Source organism: Cupriavidus sp. UGS-1 (assembly GCF_021213615.1).
Lineage (GTDB): Bacteria > Pseudomonadota > Gammaproteobacteria > Burkholderiales > Burkholderiaceae > Cupriavidus.
This window is the reverse complement of record NZ_JAJQJF010000015.1, coordinates 111,239-130,635: the sequence shown is the minus strand read 5'-3', so window position 1 is coordinate 130,635 and position 19,397 is coordinate 111,239. Positions and strand designations below refer to the sequence as shown.

At 65.8% G+C, this 19,397-nt stretch carries 19 protein-coding genes; 7 read left to right on the top strand and 12 right to left on the bottom strand.

What is annotated here, in order from left to right:
- Positions 1-377: NAD-binding protein (locus LRR16_RS18705; RefSeq protein WP_232206791.1), on the bottom strand; the 377-nt coding region annotated here is incomplete at its 3' end.
- Between the two features lie 9 nt (positions 378-386).
- Here LRR16_RS18705 and LRR16_RS18700 point away from each other — a divergent pair.
- The 3 genes from LRR16_RS18700 to LRR16_RS18690 all read left to right on the top strand — a co-directional run bounded on the left by LRR16_RS18700 (position 387) and on the right by LRR16_RS18690 (position 3,628).
- On the top strand, positions 387-1,442 hold the full coding sequence (locus LRR16_RS18700) for a CDP-6-deoxy-delta-3,4-glucoseen reductase (protein WP_006575651.1): 1,056 nt from the start codon (positions 387-389) through the stop codon (positions 1,440-1,442).
- A 333-nt stretch (positions 1,443-1,775) separates the two neighbouring features.
- The gene (locus LRR16_RS18695) at positions 1,776-2,963 is read left to right on the top strand and encodes an acetylornithine transaminase (RefSeq protein ID WP_232206790.1); all 1,188 of its coding nucleotides are present in this window, start codon (positions 1,776-1,778) and stop codon (positions 2,961-2,963) included.
- Between the two features lie 185 nt (positions 2,964-3,148).
- Entirely contained in the window at positions 3,149-3,628 is a 480-nt protein-coding gene (locus LRR16_RS18690) for a nuclear transport factor 2 family protein (protein ID WP_006575653.1), read from the top strand.
- A 214-nt stretch (positions 3,629-3,842) separates the two neighbouring features.
- On the opposite strand, the gene LRR16_RS18685 is transcribed toward LRR16_RS18690, so the two are convergent.
- From LRR16_RS18685 to LRR16_RS18655, 7 genes are all read right to left on the bottom strand, one after another.
- Positions 3,843-4,559, bottom strand: coding sequence for an ABC transporter ATP-binding protein (locus tag LRR16_RS18685; protein WP_006575654.1), 717 nt, complete (start codon positions 4,557-4,559; stop codon positions 3,843-3,845).
- Between the two features lie 14 nt (positions 4,560-4,573).
- Positions 4,574-5,350 carry an ABC transporter ATP-binding protein gene (locus LRR16_RS18680; protein ID WP_006575655.1) on the bottom strand — a complete coding sequence of 259 codons (777 nt, stop codon included), beginning with the start codon at positions 5,348-5,350 and terminating at the stop codon, positions 4,574-4,576.
- A gap of 14 nt (positions 5,351-5,364) precedes the next feature.
- Entirely contained in the window at positions 5,365-6,525 is a 1,161-nt protein-coding gene (locus tag LRR16_RS18675) for an ABC transporter ATP-binding protein (RefSeq protein WP_064576501.1), read from the bottom strand.
- A 13-nt stretch (positions 6,526-6,538) separates the two neighbouring features.
- On the bottom strand, positions 6,539-7,474 hold the full coding sequence (locus LRR16_RS18670) for a branched-chain amino acid ABC transporter permease (RefSeq protein WP_232206789.1): 936 nt from the start codon (positions 7,472-7,474) through the stop codon (positions 6,539-6,541).
- 219 nt (positions 7,475-7,693) lie between these two features.
- Positions 7,694-8,890, bottom strand: a complete 1,197-nt coding sequence (locus LRR16_RS18665) for a branched-chain amino acid ABC transporter substrate-binding protein (RefSeq protein ID WP_023264829.1) — start codon at positions 8,888-8,890, stop codon at positions 7,694-7,696.
- 578 nt (positions 8,891-9,468) lie between these two features.
- A complete protein-coding gene (ispH, locus tag LRR16_RS18660; RefSeq protein WP_006575658.1) occupies positions 9,469-10,428 on the bottom strand; it encodes a 4-hydroxy-3-methylbut-2-enyl diphosphate reductase in 960 nt (319 codons plus the stop codon).
- A gap of 48 nt (positions 10,429-10,476) precedes the next feature.
- Complete coding sequence (locus tag LRR16_RS18655) at positions 10,477-10,962, bottom strand: peptidylprolyl isomerase (protein WP_006575659.1); 486 nt, start codon at positions 10,960-10,962, stop codon at positions 10,477-10,479.
- Positions 10,963-11,061: 99 nt separating this feature from the next.
- Here LRR16_RS18655 and radC point away from each other — a divergent pair, with 99 nt between their 5' ends.
- The 4 genes from radC to nadB all read left to right on the top strand — a co-directional run bounded on the left by radC (position 11,062) and on the right by nadB (position 14,139).
- Complete coding sequence (gene radC, locus LRR16_RS18650) at positions 11,062-11,736, top strand: DNA repair protein RadC (RefSeq protein WP_006575660.1); 675 nt, start codon at positions 11,062-11,064, stop codon at positions 11,734-11,736.
- Positions 11,737-11,914: 178 nt separating this feature from the next.
- Positions 11,915-12,148 (top strand): 50S ribosomal protein L28, encoded by a 234-nt coding sequence (gene rpmB / locus LRR16_RS18645; protein WP_006575661.1) that lies wholly within the window; start codon positions 11,915-11,917, stop codon positions 12,146-12,148.
- Between the two features lie 13 nt (positions 12,149-12,161).
- Positions 12,162-12,332 carry a 50S ribosomal protein L33 gene (rpmG, locus tag LRR16_RS18640; protein WP_006575662.1) on the top strand — a complete coding sequence of 57 codons (171 nt, stop codon included), beginning with the start codon at positions 12,162-12,164 and terminating at the stop codon, positions 12,330-12,332.
- Between the two features lie 208 nt (positions 12,333-12,540).
- Positions 12,541-14,139 (top strand): L-aspartate oxidase, encoded by a 1,599-nt coding sequence (nadB, locus tag LRR16_RS18635; protein WP_023264830.1) that lies wholly within the window; start codon positions 12,541-12,543, stop codon positions 14,137-14,139.
- 45 nt (positions 14,140-14,184) lie between these two features.
- Here the strand turns inward: nadB and nadC are convergent, their stop codons facing one another.
- The 4 genes from nadC to LRR16_RS18615 all read right to left on the bottom strand — a co-directional run bounded on the left by nadC (position 14,185) and on the right by LRR16_RS18615 (position 19,310).
- The gene (gene nadC, locus LRR16_RS18630) at positions 14,185-15,069 is read right to left on the bottom strand and encodes a carboxylating nicotinate-nucleotide diphosphorylase (protein WP_023264831.1); all 885 of its coding nucleotides are present in this window, start codon (positions 15,067-15,069) and stop codon (positions 14,185-14,187) included.
- Positions 15,066-16,214: a quinolinate synthase NadA gene (nadA, locus tag LRR16_RS18625; protein ID WP_232206788.1), complete on the bottom strand. Its 1,149-nt coding sequence runs from the start codon at positions 16,212-16,214 to the stop codon at positions 15,066-15,068. The genes nadC and nadA overlap by 4 nt, the downstream gene beginning before the upstream one ends.
- Positions 16,215-16,392: 178 nt before the next feature.
- Positions 16,393-17,583: an acyl-CoA desaturase gene (locus LRR16_RS18620; RefSeq protein WP_006575665.1), complete on the bottom strand. Its 1,191-nt coding sequence runs from the start codon at positions 17,581-17,583 to the stop codon at positions 16,393-16,395.
- A 353-nt stretch (positions 17,584-17,936) separates the two neighbouring features.
- A complete protein-coding gene (locus LRR16_RS18615) occupies positions 17,937-19,310 on the bottom strand; it encodes a mechanosensitive ion channel family protein (RefSeq protein WP_064576503.1) in 1,374 nt (457 codons plus the stop codon).
- Positions 19,311-19,397 lie beyond the last annotated feature (87 nt).

The following is a 19,397-nucleotide window of genomic DNA, read 5'->3' as shown; positions in this document are numbered from 1 at the left end:
GCGCCGGTCCGGCGCCCTGGCCGCTCGGGTAGAATGCGGGGTTCCCGCGCGGGGCGGCGCCATGCGCTGCGCCGCAGCGCCCGCAACAGCGCGACGGTACGCGGATCGTCATCGCCGCGCGCCGGCGGCGGCGCCAGGTGCAACACGCGATCGGCCAGGCCATGCAGGCGTTTCAGCGTGGCAGGCTCGTCGAGGTTCGCCACCAGCGGCACGGCGCCCGCCGCCCGCAAGGCCGCCACGCGGCCGGGCTGCGAGGTCACGGCGAACACGCGCCAGCGCGGGGCAAGCATTTGCAGGCAACGCATGCCTACGTCCCCGCAACCCACGATCAGCAATCGAGGGCGGGCCAGACGGGGTGGCGACAGATCTTTGCTCATCGAGAGATTATGGCTTATCAAGTAACCGTGCTGCCGAGCGGCCGCCAGTTCGAGGCGGAAGCGAACGAAACCATCCTGTCGGCGGCGCTGCGTCAAGGCATCGGCCTGCCCTACGGGTGCAAGAACGGCGCCTGCGGTTCGTGCAAGGGCCGCGTCACCGCCGGCGACATCGTCCAGGGCGACCATGCCGCCTCCGCGCTGACCGCGCAGGAAAAGACCGAGGGCCGCGCGCTGTTCTGCTGCGCCAACGCGGCGTCGGACATCACCATCGAATGCCGCGAGGTCCATGGCGCCGGCGATATTCCGATCAAGAAGGTGCCGTGCCGCGTGCAGTCGCTGGAGCGCGTGGCCGAAGACGTCATCGTCGCGAAGCTGCAGCTGCCGGCCACCGAGCGCCTGCAATACCTGGCCGGCCAGTACGTCGAATTCCTGCTGCGCGACGGCAAGCGCCGCAGCTATTCGATCGCCACGCCGCCGCACGAGGAAGGCCCGATCGAACTGCATTTCCGCCATATGCCGGGCGGCGCCTTCACCGACTACGTGTTCGGCGCGCGCGAAGGACAGCCGGCGATGAAGGAGCGCGACATCCTGCGCTTCGAAGGTCCGCTGGGCAGCTTCTTCCTGCGCGAGGACTCGGACAAGCCGATCATCCTGCTGGCCTCGGGCACCGGCTTCGCGCCGATCAAGGCGATCGTCGAGCACGCGGCCTACACCGGCATCACACGGCCGATGACGCTGTACTGGGGCGGCCGCCGCCCGCGCGACCTGTACATGCATGCGCTGTGCGAGCAGTGGGCGCGCGACCTGCCGAACTTCCGCTATGTGCCGGTGGTCTCGGACGCGCTGCCCGAGGACGACTGGGACGGCCGCACCGGCTTCGTCCACCAGGCCGTGATGGCCGACTACCCCGATCTGTCGGACCACGAGGTCTATGCGTGCGGCGCACCGGTGATGGTCGATTCGGCGCGGCGCGACTTCACCGCCCAGTGCGCGCTGCACGAGGATGCGTTCTTCGCCGACTCGTTCACCTCCGAGGCTGACCTGCATCCGGCCGGCGCGGCCTGAACCACGGCTTGCGGCGCGGCCCGGCCGGCCAGGATCGCGCCCGGCCCGAACCTGCGCCCGGCCCCCCAGCACCGCGCCACCGTTTCGCGAGAACAACAATGACGCCCCGGACCGCCACCGTCGTCTTTGACACTGGGGCGACTGCGTCTTATAGTTGGCCGCATGAACCACGCCAACATCCGACGCAGCTTCCGTACGTCGCATCCCGCCAGGGTGCCACGCGGCTGACCGTCGACAGCGTCTGTTCAGGTCATCAAGCCACGGGTCACCCCCGTGGCTTTTTTGTTTTGCCGCCCTTCCCTTTTCCTTGTTTGCCGATCTCTGGAGTCCGCCATGGCATTTGCTGAGTATCCCGTCCAATCGCTGATGTACATCACCAACCGGCCCGAGCTCGTCTTCACCGAGGGCAAGGGCTCGTGGCTGACGGACCATCAGGGCAAGCGCTATCTGGACTTCGTGCAGGGCTGGGCCGTCAACTGCCTGGGCCACTCCAACGAGGGCATGATCGCGGCGCTGAACGAGCAGTCCCGCAAGCTGATCAACCCGAGCCCGGCCTTCTACAACGAACCGATGCTGCGGCTGGCCAAGACGCTGACCGACCACAGCTGCTTCGACAAGGTGTTCTTCGCCAACAGCGGCGCGGAGGCCAACGAGGGCGCGATCAAGCTGGCGCGCAAATGGGGGCGCAAGCACAAGAACGGCGCCTACGAGATCATCACGATGGACCACAGCTTCCATGGCCGCACGCTGGCGACCATGAGCGCGTCCGGCAAGGCCGGCTGGGACACGATCTTCGCGCCGCAGGTACCGGGCTTCCCGAAGGCCCAGCTCAATGACCTGGCTTCGGTCGAGGCGCTGATCAACGACAAGACGGTCGGCATCATGCTCGAACCGGTGCAGGGCGAGAGCGGCGTGGTGCCCGCCACGCGCGAGTTCATGCAAGGGCTGCGCGCGCTGGCCGACAAGCACAAGCTGCTGTTCATCGTCGACGAGGTGCAGGCGGGCTGCGGCCGCTGCGGCACGCTGTTCGCGTACGAACTGTCGAACGTCGAGCCGGACATCATGACGCTGGGCAAGGGCATCGGTGGCGGCGTGCCGCTGTCGGCCCTGCTGTGCAAGGCCGAGGTGGCGAGCTTCGAGGCCGGCGACCAGGGCGGTACCTACAACGGCAATCCGCTGATGTGCGCGGTCGGCAGCGCGGTGTTCGAGCAGTTGCTGGCGCCGGGCTTCCTGCAGCAAGTGCAGGAGAAAGGCGCGTATCTGCGCGAGCAGCTGCTGGCGCTGTCCAGCGAATTCGGCCTGGCCGGCGAACGGGGCGAAGGCCTGCTGCGCGCGCTGATGCTGGGCAAGGACATCGGCCCGCAACTGGTCGAACAGGCGCGCGAGATGCAGCCCGACGGCCTGCTGCTCAATTCGCCGCGTCCGAACCTGCTGCGCTTCATGCCGGCGCTGAACGTGACCCGCGAGGAAATCGATCAGATGATCGGCATGCTGCGGACGCTGCTGAAGTCGCTGGCCTGATCTTGCTGCACCGGCCGTCGACTGCGGCCGGCAACAGCGATAGATCGGAACACGGCCGCCCTGCTGCGATGGCAGGGCGGCTTTTTCATTGGCTCGCCTGTGTTCGACCGCCACCCGCCGCGCGTGGGGACGACGGTAATATTCGCTTGCCTATACTGATGCCATCCAGGTCCAGGAGAACAACAATGGGCGGTCGCCTCCATTCGCACAGGCGCGGGCTGGCTACTACGTTTGCCGTGGCGGCCCTGGCGCTGCTCGGCACCCTGGCCGCCGAACCGGCCATGGCCGACGAGGCCGCGGACCACGCCGCCATCCTGAAGGCCGAGCAGGACTGGCTGGCTGCCACCGAGTCGGGCGACCGCGCCGCGCTGGAGCGGCTGCTCCATCCCACCTTCGTCAACATCTCTCCGCTGGGCGGCATGCGCAACCGCGCCGAATCGCTATCTGCGGGCCCCCCGCCGCCCGGCTCCAGCCAGACGCTGACCGAACTGAAGGTACGCACGTTCCGCGACAGCGCGGTCGTCACCGGCGTCAACCGTTATCGGCCCAACGCGAAGGCCAGGCCGACCGACGTCGTCTTCACCGATGTGTTCGTCCGCACGCCGCAGGGTTGGCAGGTGGTGTCGTCGCACAATTCGATCCGGCCCGCGCCGGCGGAGCGGTAATTACCTACTGCGGTAGCGCCGCATCAAGCGTGTTCGACGAGACGATCATGCGGCGCGAACCTCCTGCGGCACAGACCGGACACCTCATCATTACAACTCCTTGCAAGACACGAAAAGGAAACGCTGGGCCGAGTAAAAAAGCCCCGCGCATGCAAGCATGGCGGGGCTTGGTACGGCGCGGCGGCATGCGGCCGCCGTTCCTATCGCGACGGACTCATTCGCCGAGGTAGGCGGCGCGCACTTTCGGATCGTCGAGCATGTCGGCGGCGTTGCCGTTCATCGTGATCAGGCCGGACTCCATCACATAGCCGCGGTCGGCGGCCTGCAGGGCCAGGCGAGCGTTCTGCTCGACCAGCAGCACCGTGACGCCCTGGCTCGAGATATCGCGCACGACCTCGAAGATCTTCTCGACCATGATCGGCGACAGGCCCATCGACGGTTCGTCCAGCAGCAGCAGGCGCGGCTGGCTCATCAGCGCGCGCGCCATGGCCAGCATCTGCTGCTCGCCACCCGACATGGTGCCGGCCAGCTGATTCGCGCGTTCCTTCAGGCGCGGAAAGATGCCGAACATGCGGTCAATATCGTCCTTGATGCCGGCCTCGTCCTTGCGCGTGAAGGCGCCCATCAGCAGGTTCTCGGTGATCGTCATGCGCGCGAACACGCCGCGGCCTTCCGGCACCATCGCCAGGCCCTGCTTCAGCAAGTCGTAGCTGGGCACGCCCTTGATCGAACGGCCCAGGTATTCGACGTCGCCGCCGGCCCACGGCTGCAGGCCGGTGATGGCCTTCATCGTGGTGGTCTTGCCGGCGCCGTTGGCGCCGATCAGCGTGACCAGCTCGCCGTCGCGGATTTCCAGGTCGATGCCCTTGACGGCCTGGATGCCGCCGTACGCGACCTTCAGTCCGGCGATCTTCAGTAGTGTTTCTTTCATTTGCTGCTCCCCCGTCAGTGGGCCGAAGTGCCGAGGTAGGCCTCGATCACCGCCGGGTTGTTCTGGACATCGTGCGGCAGGCCCTGTGCGATGACCTTGCCGTAGTCCAGCACGGTCATGCGGTCGCACAGTCCCATCACCAGCTTGACGTCGTGCTCGATCAGCAGGATCGTGCGGCCGTCGCTGCGGATCTTGTCGAGCAGGCCGCGCAGTTCGATCTTCTCGGTCGCGTTCATGCCGGCAGCGGGCTCGTCGAGCGCCAGCAGCTTGGGCTCGGTCGCCAGTGCGCGGGCAATCTCGAGGCGGCGCTGGTGGCCGTACGACAGATTGCGCGAGGTGAAGTTGGCGTACTTGCCGATGCCGACGTAATCGAGCAGGTCGTGGGCCATGTCCTCGACGCCCTCCTCTTCCTGGCGCACCGCCGGCGGGCGGAAGATCGCGCCAATCACGCCGGCCTTGGTCCGCACGTGGCGGCCGACCATCACGTTCTCGAGCGCGGTCATGTCGCCGAACAGGCGGATGTTCTGGAAGGTGCGCGCGATACCGGCCTTGGCCACTTCATGCACCGCGGTCGGCTGGTAGGGCTTGCCGTCCAGCACGAATTCGCCGGAATCGGGCGTGTAGAGCCCGGTGATCACGTTGAAGAAGGTGGTCTTGCCGGCGCCGTTCGGGCCGATCAGGCCGTAGATCTCGCCGGCCCGGATTTCCAGGCCCACATCGGACAGCGCCTGCAGCCCGCCGAAGCGCTTGTTCACTCCCTTGACGGACAGGAGGATGTTTTCGTTGCTCATCAGGTCCTCCCGCTTCACAGACGTCCAACGCTACCCGGGCGGCGAACCACCGGCCGGTCTTCCTTGCGCGGCGACGGCCACAGGCCCGCCGGGCGATACAGCATCACGCCGACCAGCGCCAGGCCGAACAGCAGCTGGCGCAGCACCTCGGCGTCGACGATCACCTCGCCGAACATCATCCGCTGGACCGGCTCGGCGACCACGCGCAGCAGTTCCTGGAAGCCGATCAGCAGGATGCCGCCCAGGATCACGCCCGGGATATGGCCCATGCCGCCAAGCACCACGATCGCCAGCACGTAGATCGATTCCCACAGCGTGAACGATTCCGGCGAGACGAAGCCCTGGAAGGCGCCGAACACCGCGCCCGACACGCCGCCGAACGACGCGCCCATGGCAAACGCCAGCAGCTTGATGTTGCGGGTGTTGATGCCCATCGCCTTGGCCGCGATCTCGTCCTCGCGGATCGCCACCCAGGCGCGGCCGATGCGCGAGTTCTGCAGCCGCAGCGACACGAACACGATCGCCACCACCAGCAGGATCAGCAGGTAGTAGTACATGAACACCGGCGTGAACTTCAGGCCGAAGAACTCGTGCGTCTTCGAGAAGTTGAAGCCGAAGATCGTGATTGGATCGACCGCGGTGATGCCCTTGGGACCGTTGGTGATATTGACCGGCCGGTCCAGGTTGTTCATGAAGATGCGGATGATCTCGCCGAAGCCGAGCGTGACGATCGCCAGATAGTCGCCGCGCAGCTTCAGCGTCGGCGCGCCAAGCAGCACGCCGAAGATGCCCGCGACCAGCGCCGCCAATGGCAGCACCCACCAGACGCTGACATGGAAGCCGTTCGGGAACAGCTGGGCGATGGTCTCGAACTGGTTGGCCAAGTGCGGCGAGCCCAGCAGCGCCATCAGGTAGGCGCCCACCGCATAGAAGGCGATGTAGCCCAGGTCCAGCAGGCCGGCGAAGCCGACCACGATGTTCAGCCCCAGCGCCAGCATGATGTACAGCAGCGCGAAGTCGAGCACCCGTACCCAGTAGTTGCCGCCCAGGAACTGCACGGCGAACGGCGCGCACAGGCCGATCACCAGGAAGGCCGCCAGCGCGAACATGGTCTTGGCCGGCGTCTTGGTCAGTGGCGCGGCCTGCGACGCCGCGGTGGAAATCGGAGTGTTCATGATTGCGATCCCCTTACGCCCGGTCGGCCACACGTTCGCCCATGATGCCGGACGGACGGAACACCAGCACGGTGATCAGCACGATGAAGGCAAACACGTCCTGGTAGTTCGAACCGAACACGCCGCTGGTCAGGTCGCCGATATAGCCGGCGCCCAGCGCCTCGATCAGGCCCAGCAGCATGCCGCCGACCATCGCGCCGGCGAGGTTGCCGATGCCGCCGAGCACGGCCGCGGTGAACGCCTTCAGGCCGGGGATGAAGCCCATGTAGAAGTGGGCGTTGCCATAGTTGGTCGCCATCATCACGCCGGCCAGCGCCGCCAGCGTCGCGCCGATCATGAAGGTAGCCGAGATCACGAAGTTCGGGTTCACGCCCATCAGGCCCGCCACGCGCTGGTTCTCGGCGGTGGCGCGCATCGCGCGGCCGAGCTTGGTGCGGTTGACCAGCGCCAGCAGCCCGGCCATCACCATCACGGCCATGCCGATGATCACCATCTCCTTGCCGGTGATGGTCGCGCCGGTGGTGCCGATATCGATCGGCTCCGAGGGCAGCAGTTGCGGGAACGTCAGCGGATTGCGCGACCAGATCATCATCGCGATGGTCTGCAGCATGATCGACACGCCGATCGCGGTGATCAGCGGGGCCAGCCGGGGCGCATTGCGCAGCGGCCGGTAGGCAATCCGTTCGATCGAATAGGACAGCATCGCGCAGACCGGCATCGCGATCAGCGTGGCGATCACGAGGGTCAGCCATTCCGGCAGGCCGGGGGCGAATTGCTGAAGTGCGAGAATCGCCGACAGTGCGGTCAGCGCGCCGATCATCAGCACATCGCCATGGGCGAAGTTGATGATCCCGAGAATGCCGTAGACCATGGTGTAGCCGAGTGCAATCAGCGCATAGATGCTGCCGAGCACCAGACCATTCACGATCTGCTGGATAAGGATATCCATGAATACTCCTGGCTTGCCGCCCGCACTTCCGGCATGGATGGATGCCGACCGGGCAGCTTGGTGTGAGTGGTTTGGTAAGGGTTATGTGCTGGTAAGCGGGTAAAGCAACGGCCTGCCGCGTTCCACCCATGGTAAGGGCGCTGTCACAAAAGGCGAGGCTAAAAAGAACGGCACCGCAAAGTACTCACGGTGCCGTTCGGTAGACCGGGTAGGTCCGAATTACATCTTCACGACGTCAAGCACGGACTTCTTCTTGTCCTTGTAGTCGTACAGCGTGATGGTGCCTTCCTTCATGTCGCCCTTCTCGTCGAAGGCGATGTTGCCGATCACGCCCTGGTAGTTGGTCTTGGGCATCTCCGCCAGGATGGACGCGGGCTCGGTCGAGCCGGCGCGCTTCATCGCATCGACGATCACCATCACGGCGTCGTAGGTGAACGGCGCGTAAATCTGCACCGGTGCGTTGAAACGTTCCTGGTAGCGCTTCTGGAACTCGGCGCCCTTCTCCATCTTGGACAACGCGAGGCCGGCTTCGGAGCAGATGATGTTGCTGACCGCGTCGCCCGCCAGTTCGGCCACCTTGTCGGTACATACGCCGTCGCCGCCGACGATCTTGGCCGGGATGCCGAGCTCCTTTGCCTGCTTGGCGAAGGGGCCGCCGGTGGCGTCCATGCCGCCGTACATGATGACGTCCGGCTTCTTGCCCTTGATCTTGGTCAGGATGGCCTTGAAGTCGGTGGCCTTGTCGTTGGTGGCCTCGCGCGCCACGATGTTGACGCCGGCCGCCTTGGCGGTCTTCTCGAACTCGTCGGCCAGGCCCTTGCCGTAGGCGGTGGCGTCGTCGACGATCGCCACGCTCTTGGCGTTCAGGCTCTTGGCGGCGTAGTTGGCCAGTGCGGGGCCCTGCTGGGCGTCGGTGGCGACCACGCGGAAGGTCGTCTTGAAGCCCTGCTTGGTGTAGTCGGGGTTGGTCGAGGACGGCGAGATCTGCACGATGCCGGCATCGCTATAGATCTTGGAGGCGGGAATCGACACGCCCGAGTTCAGGTGGCCGACCACGGCGACAACCTTCTCGTCGACCAGCTTCTGGGCCACCGAGGTGCCGGTCTTCGGATCGGCGGCGTCGTCTTCGCCGACCAGTTCCAGGCGAACCTTCTTGCCGCCCAGTTCCAGACCGGCCTTGTTGACCTCTTCGACGGCCAGGCGCGCGCCGTTCTCGTTGTCCTTGCCAAGGTGGGCGATCCCACCGGTCAGCGGCGCCGCGTGGCCGATCTTTACCACCACCTCGCCGCCGGCCGGTGCTGCCGCGGCGGGTGCAGAGGCCGTCGCACCGGGCGCCGCCTCTTCCTTCTTGCCGCAGGCAGTAACCAGTGCCACTGCCGCTGCGATCGGCAGAATCTTGGCAAACGTGATTTGCATGAGTGATCTCCTAGGATTCACAAGATCAGGGTTACGCAACGCCTCCCGTCCGTTTCCCTGCACCGCCTTGGTTTAGTTTCAATTTGAAACGCGCGCATTGTATCCCCTTTTTTTGCGGATGCAATACGCGACGCAACAACCTGAGCCTTTTACCCTTCTATTGAGCTAGGTAATTTCCCCAATGCCTGCATTGGGGCAATTCCCATTCACAAGAGGGGCTCTTTGCGATACCTAACAAGATCCGTGCCCACCACGTCACCGGAGCGCGCCGCAGGCCGTTGGGGCGTGGCTGGCACGGCACCTCCCTTTATAGAAATTAATTAGGCATTTCATAAAAGAAATATGCACCAACTTTGAATGTCTGCAATCCGCGCTCGCACCAATCGAGGGAAAACCCGCATTTAGGGGAATTACCCTAAAGACCGTCGCAAAAGGTAAGCACGCACCGAATCAATATATCGCTGTGACGATTAAGTTTCTTTAAGGCGGTGAACCGGATTGGCAAGGTGAGACGCGCCAAAACGACAACGCCCCGCTCGAGGCGGGGCGTTGTGGGAGTACGAAGAAGAACCGGCGGCTCAGGCGGCGCTAGCCTGCAAGCCCTTGGGTAGCGGGAAAGACATGTTCTCCTCGATGCCCTCCAGCGGCCGCACCTGCCTTGCACCAAGCGCGCGCAGCCGGTCGACGATCGACTGGGCCAGCGCCTCCGGTGCGGACGCGCCCGCGGTCAGGCCGATGCGGCGCTTGCCGGCGATCCACTCGGGGCGAACCTGTTCCGGCGCATCGACCATATAGGAAGGGACGCCGAGCCGCTCGGCCAGTTCGCGCAGGCGGTTCGAGTTCGAGCTGTTCGGGCTGCCGACCACGATCACCACGTCGACCTGCGGCGCCATGAATTTGACAGCGTCCTGGCGGTTCTGCGTCGCGTAGCAGATGTCCTGCTTCTTCGGCTCGCGGATCGCCGGGAATCGCGCCTTCAGCGCGGCGACGATCTCCTCGGTCTCGTCGACCGACAGCGTGGTCTGCGTGACGTAGGCGAGCCGCGTGGGATCGGCCACCTGCAGTGTCTGCACGTCGGCGGGCGACTCGACCAGCAGCATGCCGCCGTCGGCCTGGCCCATCGTGCCCTCGACCTCGGGGTGGCCGCGATGGCCGATCATCACGATCTCGCAGCCTTCGGCGCGCATCTTGCCCACCTCGACATGGACCTTGGTCACCAGCGGACAGGTCGCGTCGAAGACGTTCAGGCCGCGCGCCTGCGCCTCGGCGCGGACGCTGCGCGAGACGCCGTGGGCGCTGAAGATCACGGTCGCGCCGGCCGGCACCTCGTCGAGGTCCTGCACGAAGATGGCGCCCTTGCGGCGCAGATCGGCCACGACATAGGCGTTGTGCACGATTTCATGGCGCACATAGATCGGCGCGCCAAAGCGCTGGAGCGCGCGCTCCACGATCTCGATCGCGCGATCGACCCCGGCGCAGAAGCCGCGCGGCTGGGCCAGCAGGATCTCGGCGTCGGGGGCGGGAGTCAGTTCGGACATGCGGGGAGGTAGCTGCGCTCCGGCGCGCGAGGCGGCCGGAGCAGGTCGTCAGAGAATGCCGATCAGCTGGACGTCGAACAGGATGGTCTGTCCGGCCAGCGGATGATTGAAGTCGAACAGCGCCGAAGTCTCGCCGATTTCCTTCAGCACGCCGGCATACTTGCCGCCGCCCGGCGCATTGAACTCGACCAGGTCGCCCGGGCTGTAGTCCTCTTCGAACGAGCTGTTCTCGCGCAGCGTGGCCAGCGACACGCGCTGCAGCAGCTCGGGATTGCGCGGGCCGAAGGCGTGCTCCGGCGCCAGGCGGTAGCTGGTGCGCTCGCCCTCGGCCATGCCGAGCAGCGCCTGTTCCAGCGTGGGCGCGAACTGGCCCTGCCCCAGCAGCAGTGTGGCGGGCTTGTCGTCGAAGGTGCTGACGACCTCGGTACCGTTCTCCAGCGAGATGCGGTAATGCAAGGTCAGGAAAGAATCGGCCTGCACGGTCTTGCGCGCGGTGGCGCCGCCGGAGTCCGACGCAAAAGTTTGCGAATTCATGAATGCTCAACCAGTCGAGAACCCGTATTGTAAGCGACTGAACCCGGCGCCGCCGATCGCCGCCACCGCCGCCACCGCCGCTTCCCGACCGAGACCGCCATGCCCATCCCAGATTGGCCCGCCAGCGAACGTCCTCGCGAAAAGCTGCTGCAGGCCGGTGCCGCTGCGTTGTCCGACGCCGAGCTGCTGGCGGTATTCCTGCGCGTCGGCGTGCCGGGCAAGAGCGCGGTCGACGTGGCGCGCGAACTGATCGCGGCATTCGGCTCGCTGACCGGACTGCTGGCGGCCAGCCAGGCCGAACTGAGCCGCGTGCGCGGGGTCGGTACCGCCAAATATGCGCAGCTGCAGGCGGTGGTCGAGCTGACGCGCCGGGCACTGGCCGAGCAGTTGGCGCTGGCGCCGGGCCTCGAATCGCCGCAAGCGGTACGCGACTACCTGCGGCTGTCGTTGGCGCAGCGGCCTTACGAGGTGTTCCTGTGCCTGTTTCTTGACGCGCGCAACCGGCTGCTGGCCGCCGAGGAACTGTTCCGCGGCACGCTGACCCAGACCAGCGTCCACCCGCGCGAGGTCGCCCGGCAGGCATTGGCGCATAATGCGGCCTCGGTGATCGTCGCCCACAACCATCCGTCGGGCAATCCGGCACCGAGCGCGGCCGACCTGGCGATGACAAAGACGCTGGCGCATTCGCTGGCGCTGATCGACGTCCATGTGCTCGACCACTTCATCGTCGCCGGCAATACGACGTATTCGCTGGCGGAGCACCGGCAACTGTGACGCCCAAGGCACCGGCGCGTCGCCGTGGCGTCAACGCACAGAAGGCATTGATCGGCCGAGGGATTTCGGTCTATAATGCCCGTTTTGCTGAAGTCTTAACCGCTGCAGTCCGGGCCCGCGCGCCTTTTGTTGATCTGTTGCGAACATTGTCCACGAATAGAAGATTTAGGAGTGCTTCATGGCACGCGTCTGTCAAGTGACCGGGAAAGCGCCGATGGTCGGCAACAACGTTTCCCACGCAAACAACAAGACCAAGCGCCGTTTTCTGCCCAACCTGCAGAACCGTCGTTTCTTTGTTGAATCGGAAAACCGCTGGGTGAGCCTGCGCGTCTCGAACGCCGGTCTGCGCCTGATCGACAAGAAAGGCATCGACTCCGTGCTCGCCGACCTGCGCGCACGCGGCGAAGTCTAATTAGGAGTTCATCATGGCCAGCAAAGGCGGACGCGACAAGATCAAACTGGAATCCACCGCGGGTACCGGTCACTTCTACACCACCGACAAGAACAAGCGCACCATGCCGGAAAAGATGTCGATCAAGAAATTTGATCCGGTCGCGCGCAAGCACGTCGAGTACAAGGAAACCAAGATCAAGTAATTGATCCTGCGTTCCAGCGAAGAACCCCGCCATGGCGGGGTTTTTTGTTGCCCGCTCGGGCCCGCTCGCCGCCCCTTTCCGGCATGGCGCACCAGCGTCGGGGGGCACGCCGCGCCATCGTCAGGGACAAGGCGCCGCTGCGCCAGCCGCGGTGTACACTTTCGAGCTTTCCCGCACCACCGGCGCCCTCGCCGCGCCATCACGCATCATGAACTTCGACGTCGCCATCGTCGGCAGCGGCCTGGCCGGCCTCACGGTCGCGTTGCAACTGGCCGACAGCCACCGGGTTGTCATCGTGAGCAAGCGCGCCATGACGCAGGGCGCGAGCGACTGGGCCCAGGGCGGCATCGCGGCGGTGCTGGACTCCGGCGACAGTCACGACGAACACACGCACGACACGCTGATCGCGGGCGCCGGGCTGTGCGATGAGGGCGCGACCCGCTTTATCGTCGAGCACGGACGCGAAGCGATCCAGTGGCTGATCGACCGCGGCGTGCCGTTCACGCGCGACGAACAGGCCGAGCTTGGCTATCACCTGACGCGCGAAGGCGGCCACAGCCATCGCCGCATCATCCATGCGGCCGACGCCACCGGCCATGCCGTGGTGACGACGCTGACCGAGCAGGTGCGCCGCCATCCCAACATCACGATCCTCGAAGACCATTTCGCGATCGACCTGATCACCTCGCGCAAGATGGGACTGGGCGGCAACCGCTGCCTAGGACTGTACGTGCTCGACGACAGCAACGGCCGGGTGCATACGCTGACCGCCAGCCATACCGTGCTGGCCACCGGCGGCGCCGGCAAGGTCTATCTCTATACGACCAATCCGGACACCGCCACCGGCGACGGCATCGCGATGGCCTGGCGCGCGGGCTGCCGGGTGGCGAACATGGAATTCATCCAGTTCCATCCGACCTGCCTGTACCACCCTTACGCCAAGTCCTTCCTGATCTCCGAGGCGGTACGCGGCGAAGGCGGCCGGCTGGTGTTGCCAGACGGCACCCGCTTCATGCCCGAGCACGACGCGCGCGCCGAGCTGGCGCCACGCGACGTGGTGGCCCGCGCGATCGACTTCGAGATGAAAAAGCGCGGCCTGGACTGCGTGTATCTCGATATCACGCATCAGCCGGCGCCCTTCCTGCGCGAACACTTCCCCACGATCCATGCGCGCTGCCTGGAGCTGGGCATCGACATCACGCGCCAGCCGATCCCGGTGGTGCCGGCCGCGCACTATACCTGCGGCGGCGTGGTCACCGACACGGCGGGACGCACCGATCTGGACAATCTGTACGCGGTCGGCGAGACGGCCTACACCGGCCTGCACGGCGCCAACCGCCTGGCATCGAACTCGCTGCTCGAATGCATGGTGATCGGCCGTGCCGCGGCCAACGACATCGCGTCGCAGGCCAAGGCCGGCGAACCGGACTTGACGCTGCCGCCGTGGGACGAGAGCCGCGTGTCGGACGCCGACGAGGAGGTCGTGGTCTCGCACAACTGGGACGAGCTGCGCCGGATGATGTGGAACTACGTCGGCATCGTGCGCACCAGCAAGCGGCTGGAACGCGCGCAGCATCGCATCGCGCTGCTGCGCGAGGAAATCACCGAGTACTACGCGAACTTCCGCGTCACGCGCGATCTGCTGGAACTGCGCAATCTGGTGGAGGTCGCGGCGATGATCGTCGACAGCGCCTATGCCCGCCACGAAAGCCGCGGCCTGCATTTCAGCCGCGACTATCCGGGCACGCTGCCGAAGGCGTTGCCGACCGTGCTGCAGCCGCCCAACGGGCGCCGCCGCGGCAATTGAGCCAATCGAGCCGGCGGCCAGCTCCGGTCGATGGAGCCAGGCCGCTCAGCCGATGATGCGCAACGAATAGTCGGTCGCGCGCACGTCCTTGGTCAGCGCGCCGACCGAGATCCGGTCGACGCCGGTCTCGGCGAAGCGGCGGATCGTATTCGCATTGACACCGCCCGACACCTCGAGCACCGCGCGGCCGCCATTGACCCGCACCGCTTCCCGCATCATCGGCTCGGTGAAGTTGTCCAGCAAGATCGAGACGGCACCGGCGGCCAGCGCCTCCTCCAGCTCGACCAGCGACTCGACCTCGACCTGAACCGGCACGCCGGCGTTCAGCGCGGCCGCGGCGCGCAACGCCGCGGTGACGCCGCCGGCCGCGGCGATATGGTTTTCCTTGATCAGGATGCCGTCATAGAGCGCCAGCCGCTGATTGTCGCCGCCGCCGACCTTGACCGCGTACTTCTGCGCAAGGCGCAGCCCCGGCAAGGTCTTGCGCGTGTCTAGCACGCGGGCGCGCGTACCAGCGACCAGATCGGCGTAGCGCCGGGTCGCCGTGGCCACGCCCGACAGCAGCTGCAGGAAATTCAGCGACGGACGCTCGGCGGTCAACAGCGAACGGGCCGGGCCGTCGATCTCGCAGACCACCGAATCGGCCGCCATGCGCGCGCCTTCCTGTTGCAGCCAGCGAACCTGCAAACGTGGATCGACGGCCCGCATGCAGGCATCGAACCACGGCTGCCCGCACAGCACCGCATCCTCGCGCACGATCACACGGGCGCGGGCCTGCTTGTCGGCCGGTACCAGCTGACCGGTCCAGTCGCCGGAGCCGACGTCTTCGGCAATCGCCGCGCGGACGTTGTCGCGCAGCGCCTCGGCCAGCGCCGGTCCGTATTGGTCGAAGATCGGATTGACCGCGTCGTTCATCGAGGACTCGCTCATGCCGGACCGATCCCCTGGAACAGCGCCTGTTCCTTGGCCAGGTCGGCAGCCGGCCGTACGTTGGCCTTCTGCCGGGCGGCGAAATCGAGCATGCGATCGATACAGGTATAGGCGCGGCGGCCGGTCTCCGGATCGACATGGATCTCGTTGCGGCCGGTCTCCAGCACCTCGGCCAGATTGGTCAGCGCATTCATCGCCATCCACGGGCAATGTGCGCAGCTCTTGCAGGTCGCGCTGTTGCCCGCGGTCGGCGCCTCGATGAAATGCTTGCCCGGCGCTGCCATCCGCATCTTGTGCAGGATGCCGTTGTCGGTGGCGACGATGAATTCGTTGGCGTCGAGCTGCTGGGCGGCGGCGATCAGCTGCGAGGTCGAGCCGACCACGTCCGCCTGCGCGACCACGTTGGCCGGCGATTCCGGATGCACCAGGATCTTGGCCTTCGGATGTTCCTTGCGCAGCAGATCCAGCTCGATGCCCTTGAACTCGTCGTGCACCAGGCACGAGCCCTGCCACAGCAGCATGTCGGCACCGGTCTGGCGCTGGATATAGCTGCCCAGGTGCTTGTCCGGCGCCCACAGGATCTTCTCGCCGCGCGCGTGCAGATGCTCGACGATCTTCAGCCCGATGCTGGAGGTCACCATCCAGTCGGCACGCGCCTTGACCGCGGCGCTGGTGTTCGCATAGACCACCACGGTGCGGTCCGGATGCGCGTCGCAGAAGGCCGCGAACTCGTCGGCCGGGCAACCCAGGTCCAGCGAGCAGGTCGCGTCCAGGTCCGGCATCAGGATGGTCTTTTCAGGGCTCAGGATCTTGGCGGTCTCGCCCATGAAGCGCACGCCCGCGACCACCAGCGTCTGCGCGGAATGGTCGCGCCCGAAGCGGGCCATCTCCAGCGAATCGGACACGCAGCCGCCGGTTTCCTCGGCGAGGTCCTGCAGGTCGGCATCGACATAGTAGTGCGCGACGAGCACCGCATTGCGCGCCTTCAGCAGGGCGCGGATGCGATCCTTCAACGCGGCGCGCACGTCCGGCGTCAGCGCGGGCGGCACCTTGGCCCACGCGTGCGCGACACAGCTGGCGCCACCTTCGGCCTGCATCTGCGTCGGTTTCTCGAACTCGACGGTCTTGATCGTTTGGGGGGTCATCTCCTGTACTCCTCGGGGCACCCTGCGCTCGCCGCCGCTTCGCATCGCGTCTTCATTGCGGCCGGGACCGGCCTGAAGATGGGGCGGCGTCGCCAAAAGAAAAGCCCCGCCAGCGACAGCATGGCGGGGCTTCGGGCGCGCCTGGCATTGTAGCAGGCGCTGTCCGTCTTATCAGGCGTTACGCGTAGCGGCGCAGGCGCAGCGAGAACTCCTGCAGCGCCTGGATGCCGCTGGCTTCGGCGCGGTGGCACCAGGCCTGCAGCTGCTGCAGCAGCTGTTCGCGCGTCAGGTTCGAACGGCCCCAGATCGCGGCCAGTTCGCGGCGCATTTCGACGAAGGTCTGCAGCGCCTTGTTGTGCTCGACGATGCTGGCCAGTTGCTGGCGCTGCGGCTCGGCCAGCTTGGTCTCGTCGCGGTGGAACCACTTGCGCGCCAGCTTGAAGCGGCGATAGTCGGCAACGCGCTTGGCCTTCAGTTGGGCCAGTTCCTCGCGGTACGCGTTCTTGACGGCCTTGGCATAGCGGGCCATCACGTCATAGCGGTTGGCGATGATGGCTTCCAGCGTGTTGTGATCGACCGGACGAGCCTCGACCAGACGTGCCTTGGGCGGCGTCTTCTTGACCTTGGCCAGGCCGACGGCCTGCATCGCGCGGATGTAGCACCAGCCGATATCGAACTCGTACCACTTGATCGAGAACTTGGCCGACGTCGGGTAGGTATGGTGGTTGTTGTGCAGCTCCTCGCCGCCGATGATGATGCCCCACGGCGACACATTGGTCGACGCGTCCTCGCAATCGTAGTTGCGATAGCCCCACCAGTGGCCCAGGCCGTTGATGATGCCGGCGGCATGGATCGGGATCCATAGCATCTGCACGCCCCAGACCGACAGGCCGACCACGCCGAACAGCGCCAGGTCGATGATCAGCATCAGGCCGACGCCCTGCCAGGTGAAGCGCGAGTACAGGTTGCGCTCGATCCAGTCATTGGGCGTGCCGTGGCCGAACTTGGCCAGCGTTTCCTTGTTCTTGGCTTCGGCCCGGTACAGCTCGGCGCCTTCGAGCAGCACCTTGCGGATGCCGCGCGTCTGCGGGCTGTGCGGATCGTCTTCCGTTTCGCACTTGGCGTGGTGCTTGCGGTGGATCGCGGTCCACTCCTTGGTGACCATGCCCGTGGTCAGCCACAGCCAGAAGCGGAAGAAGTGCGCGGCGATCGGGTGCAGATCGAGCGAGCGGTGGGCCATGCACCGGTGCAGGAAAATCGTGACGCCGGCGATGGTGATGTGGGTCATGACTAGGGTGAAGATCACGATCTTCCACCAGGACCAGTCGAGAAGGCCGTTGGCGGCCCACTGAAGAATTGTGTCGAACAAACTGTTCTCCGTGCTAGATAGAGGCTGGCCGCGACCGGTCAGGGTGTCGCAGCAACGCGCAGAAAAATGACTGCAAATCCAGTGATTGCGTCTTGTGGCGTCAGCCAAGGCGCCTTGCGCCTTCGCGGGACCCCGGCACGCGCCGCTGCAATCTGGCGGCTGGCCCTCGGGCACGGATCGGTAGTCCGGCCGGGGGAATCCCCGGGACGACCCGCGATTTTACCGGAACGCCAGCGTCCCGGCATCCGCTTTTACCCGTGCGTTTGCTTTTCGTTTGCGGTGTTGGACGCCGAAAACGATACTTCGTTCCTTCAATGGCAAAGGCGTCACATACACGCCGGATCGCGAGGTACTTATGCCGATTCCGCCGCATTGGCTGCCACCCGCGACACCGGCGTCGACGCCAGCGCCCCGTCTGCGGGCAGCACACGCAACTCGCGCTGCGGGTAGGGAATCGAAATGCCGCTGGCCCGGAACGCCTTCCAGATCGCGCGGTTCATTTCCGATTGCACCCCGAGCTTGCCGTTCTGCGGATCGGCGATAAAGCCGGCCACCTCGTATTCGACACCGCTGTCCGCGAATGCCACCAGGAAGGCCGACGGCGCCGGGTCTGCCAGCAGCCGCGGCACGCCGCGCACCGCCTCGGCCAGCAGCGTCAGCACCATTTCGGGGTCGGCGTCGTAGTCCGCCTGCACCCGCGTCGCCACCCGCACATTGGTGTTCGAAAAGGAATGGTTCTGCACCGATTGGGCGACCAGCTGCTCGTTCGGCACCAGGGTCTCGCCGTCGCCGTTGCGCACCACGGTGTAGCGGGTGCGGATCTGCGCGACGATGCCGGTGTACTTGTCGACGGTGATCTGGTCGCCGAGCTTGACCGAGCGGTCCAGAAGAATGATGAAGCCGGACACGTAGTTGCTCGCGATCTTCTGCAGCCCCAGACCCAGGCCGACGCCCAGCGCGCCGCCGAACACCGACAGCACGGTCAGGTCGATGCCGACCAGCGACAGGCTGAACAGCAGCGACACCAGCAGCAGCAGCGCCTTGGACAGCCGCGTCAGCACCACCCGCAGGCTGGTGTCGATCGTCGCCGAGCGCATCAGCCGCTCCTCCAGCCACGACCCGAACCACAGCGCGGCCAGCACCGTCAGCAGGATCCACACGCAGGCCATCAGCAGGTCGGCCACGCTGATGCGCTGCTGCCCGAGCGCGAACTGGATCGAGTCGAGCCACTGCACCGCCTCGGACAGCATGCCCAGCACGTATAGCGCCATGCCGGCCCAGACCAGCGTGGTCAGCACCTTCTCCACCAGCGTCAGCATGCCGTGCAGCTGGCCGTTGCCGGACAGCACCCGGCGCAGCACGTAGAACGCGAAATAGAGGAAGGTGATGCCGAACAGCGGCACCAGCGCCAGCCGCAGCATGCTGATTGGAATCAGCGGCGCCAGCGCGAAGCGAGACGCCAGCACCAGCAGCCAGCCGAACAGCGGGAACATCGCCCGCTCCAGGCTCGCGGCGGCAAAGCGCAGCGCGAAGCTCGAACCCGCGTAGCGGGCCTCGAGCCGCGCCGCGACATGGCGCGCCAGCGGCCAGGCCAGCAGCACACAGCCCGCGAGCACGGCCAGTTGCCAAAGGAAGCCCGGGTCGCCGGCGTCTTGCATCAGGTCGCCGAGCATCTTGCCGAACACGGCGTGGGATTGCGACAGATCGGTCAGGGAATTGGAGGCCATCGATCGACGAGTTCAACCAGTGGAGATAGTGGAGACAGTGGAGACGGTGGAGACAGTAGAAGCAGCGAAGAACAAAAAAATACCGGG

What these genes read in the sequence shown, in the direction of transcription:
- LRR16_RS18700 (WP_006575651.1), top strand. Translation starts at nt 387, where the DNA reads ATGGCTTATCAAGTAACCGTGCTGCCGAGCGGCCGCCAGTTCGAGGCG.
- LRR16_RS18695 (WP_232206790.1), top strand. Translation starts at nt 1,776, where the DNA reads ATGGCATTTGCTGAGTATCCCGTCCAATCGCTGATGTACATCACCAAC.
- LRR16_RS18690 (WP_006575653.1), top strand. Translation starts at nt 3,149, where the DNA reads ATGGGCGGTCGCCTCCATTCGCACAGGCGCGGGCTGGCTACTACGTTT.
- LRR16_RS18685 (WP_006575654.1), bottom strand. Translation starts at nt 4,559, where the DNA reads ATGAAAGAAACACTACTGAAGATCGCCGGACTGAAGGTCGCGTACGGC.
- LRR16_RS18680 (WP_006575655.1), bottom strand. Translation starts at nt 5,350, where the DNA reads ATGAGCAACGAAAACATCCTCCTGTCCGTCAAGGGAGTGAACAAGCGC.
- LRR16_RS18675 (WP_064576501.1), bottom strand. Translation starts at nt 6,525, where the DNA reads ATGAACACTCCGATTTCCACCGCGGCGTCGCAGGCCGCGCCACTGACC.
- LRR16_RS18670 (WP_232206789.1), bottom strand. Translation starts at nt 7,474, where the DNA reads ATGGATATCCTTATCCAGCAGATCGTGAATGGTCTGGTGCTCGGCAGC.
- LRR16_RS18665 (WP_023264829.1), bottom strand. Translation starts at nt 8,890, where the DNA reads ATGCAAATCACGTTTGCCAAGATTCTGCCGATCGCAGCGGCAGTGGCA.
- ispH (WP_006575658.1), bottom strand. Translation starts at nt 10,428, where the DNA reads ATGTCCGAACTGACTCCCGCCCCCGACGCCGAGATCCTGCTGGCCCAG.
- LRR16_RS18655 (WP_006575659.1), bottom strand. Translation starts at nt 10,962, where the DNA reads ATGAATTCGCAAACTTTTGCGTCGGACTCCGGCGGCGCCACCGCGCGC.
- radC (WP_006575660.1), top strand. Translation starts at nt 11,062, where the DNA reads ATGCCCATCCCAGATTGGCCCGCCAGCGAACGTCCTCGCGAAAAGCTG.
- rpmB (WP_006575661.1), top strand. Translation starts at nt 11,915, where the DNA reads ATGGCACGCGTCTGTCAAGTGACCGGGAAAGCGCCGATGGTCGGCAAC.
- rpmG (WP_006575662.1), top strand. Translation starts at nt 12,162, where the DNA reads ATGGCCAGCAAAGGCGGACGCGACAAGATCAAACTGGAATCCACCGCG.
- nadB (WP_023264830.1), top strand. Translation starts at nt 12,541, where the DNA reads ATGAACTTCGACGTCGCCATCGTCGGCAGCGGCCTGGCCGGCCTCACG.
- nadC (WP_023264831.1), bottom strand. Translation starts at nt 15,069, where the DNA reads ATGAGCGAGTCCTCGATGAACGACGCGGTCAATCCGATCTTCGACCAA.
- nadA (WP_232206788.1), bottom strand. Translation starts at nt 16,214, where the DNA reads ATGACCCCCCAAACGATCAAGACCGTCGAGTTCGAGAAACCGACGCAG.
- LRR16_RS18615 (WP_064576503.1), bottom strand. Translation starts at nt 19,310, where the DNA reads ATGGCCTCCAATTCCCTGACCGATCTGTCGCAATCCCACGCCGTGTTC.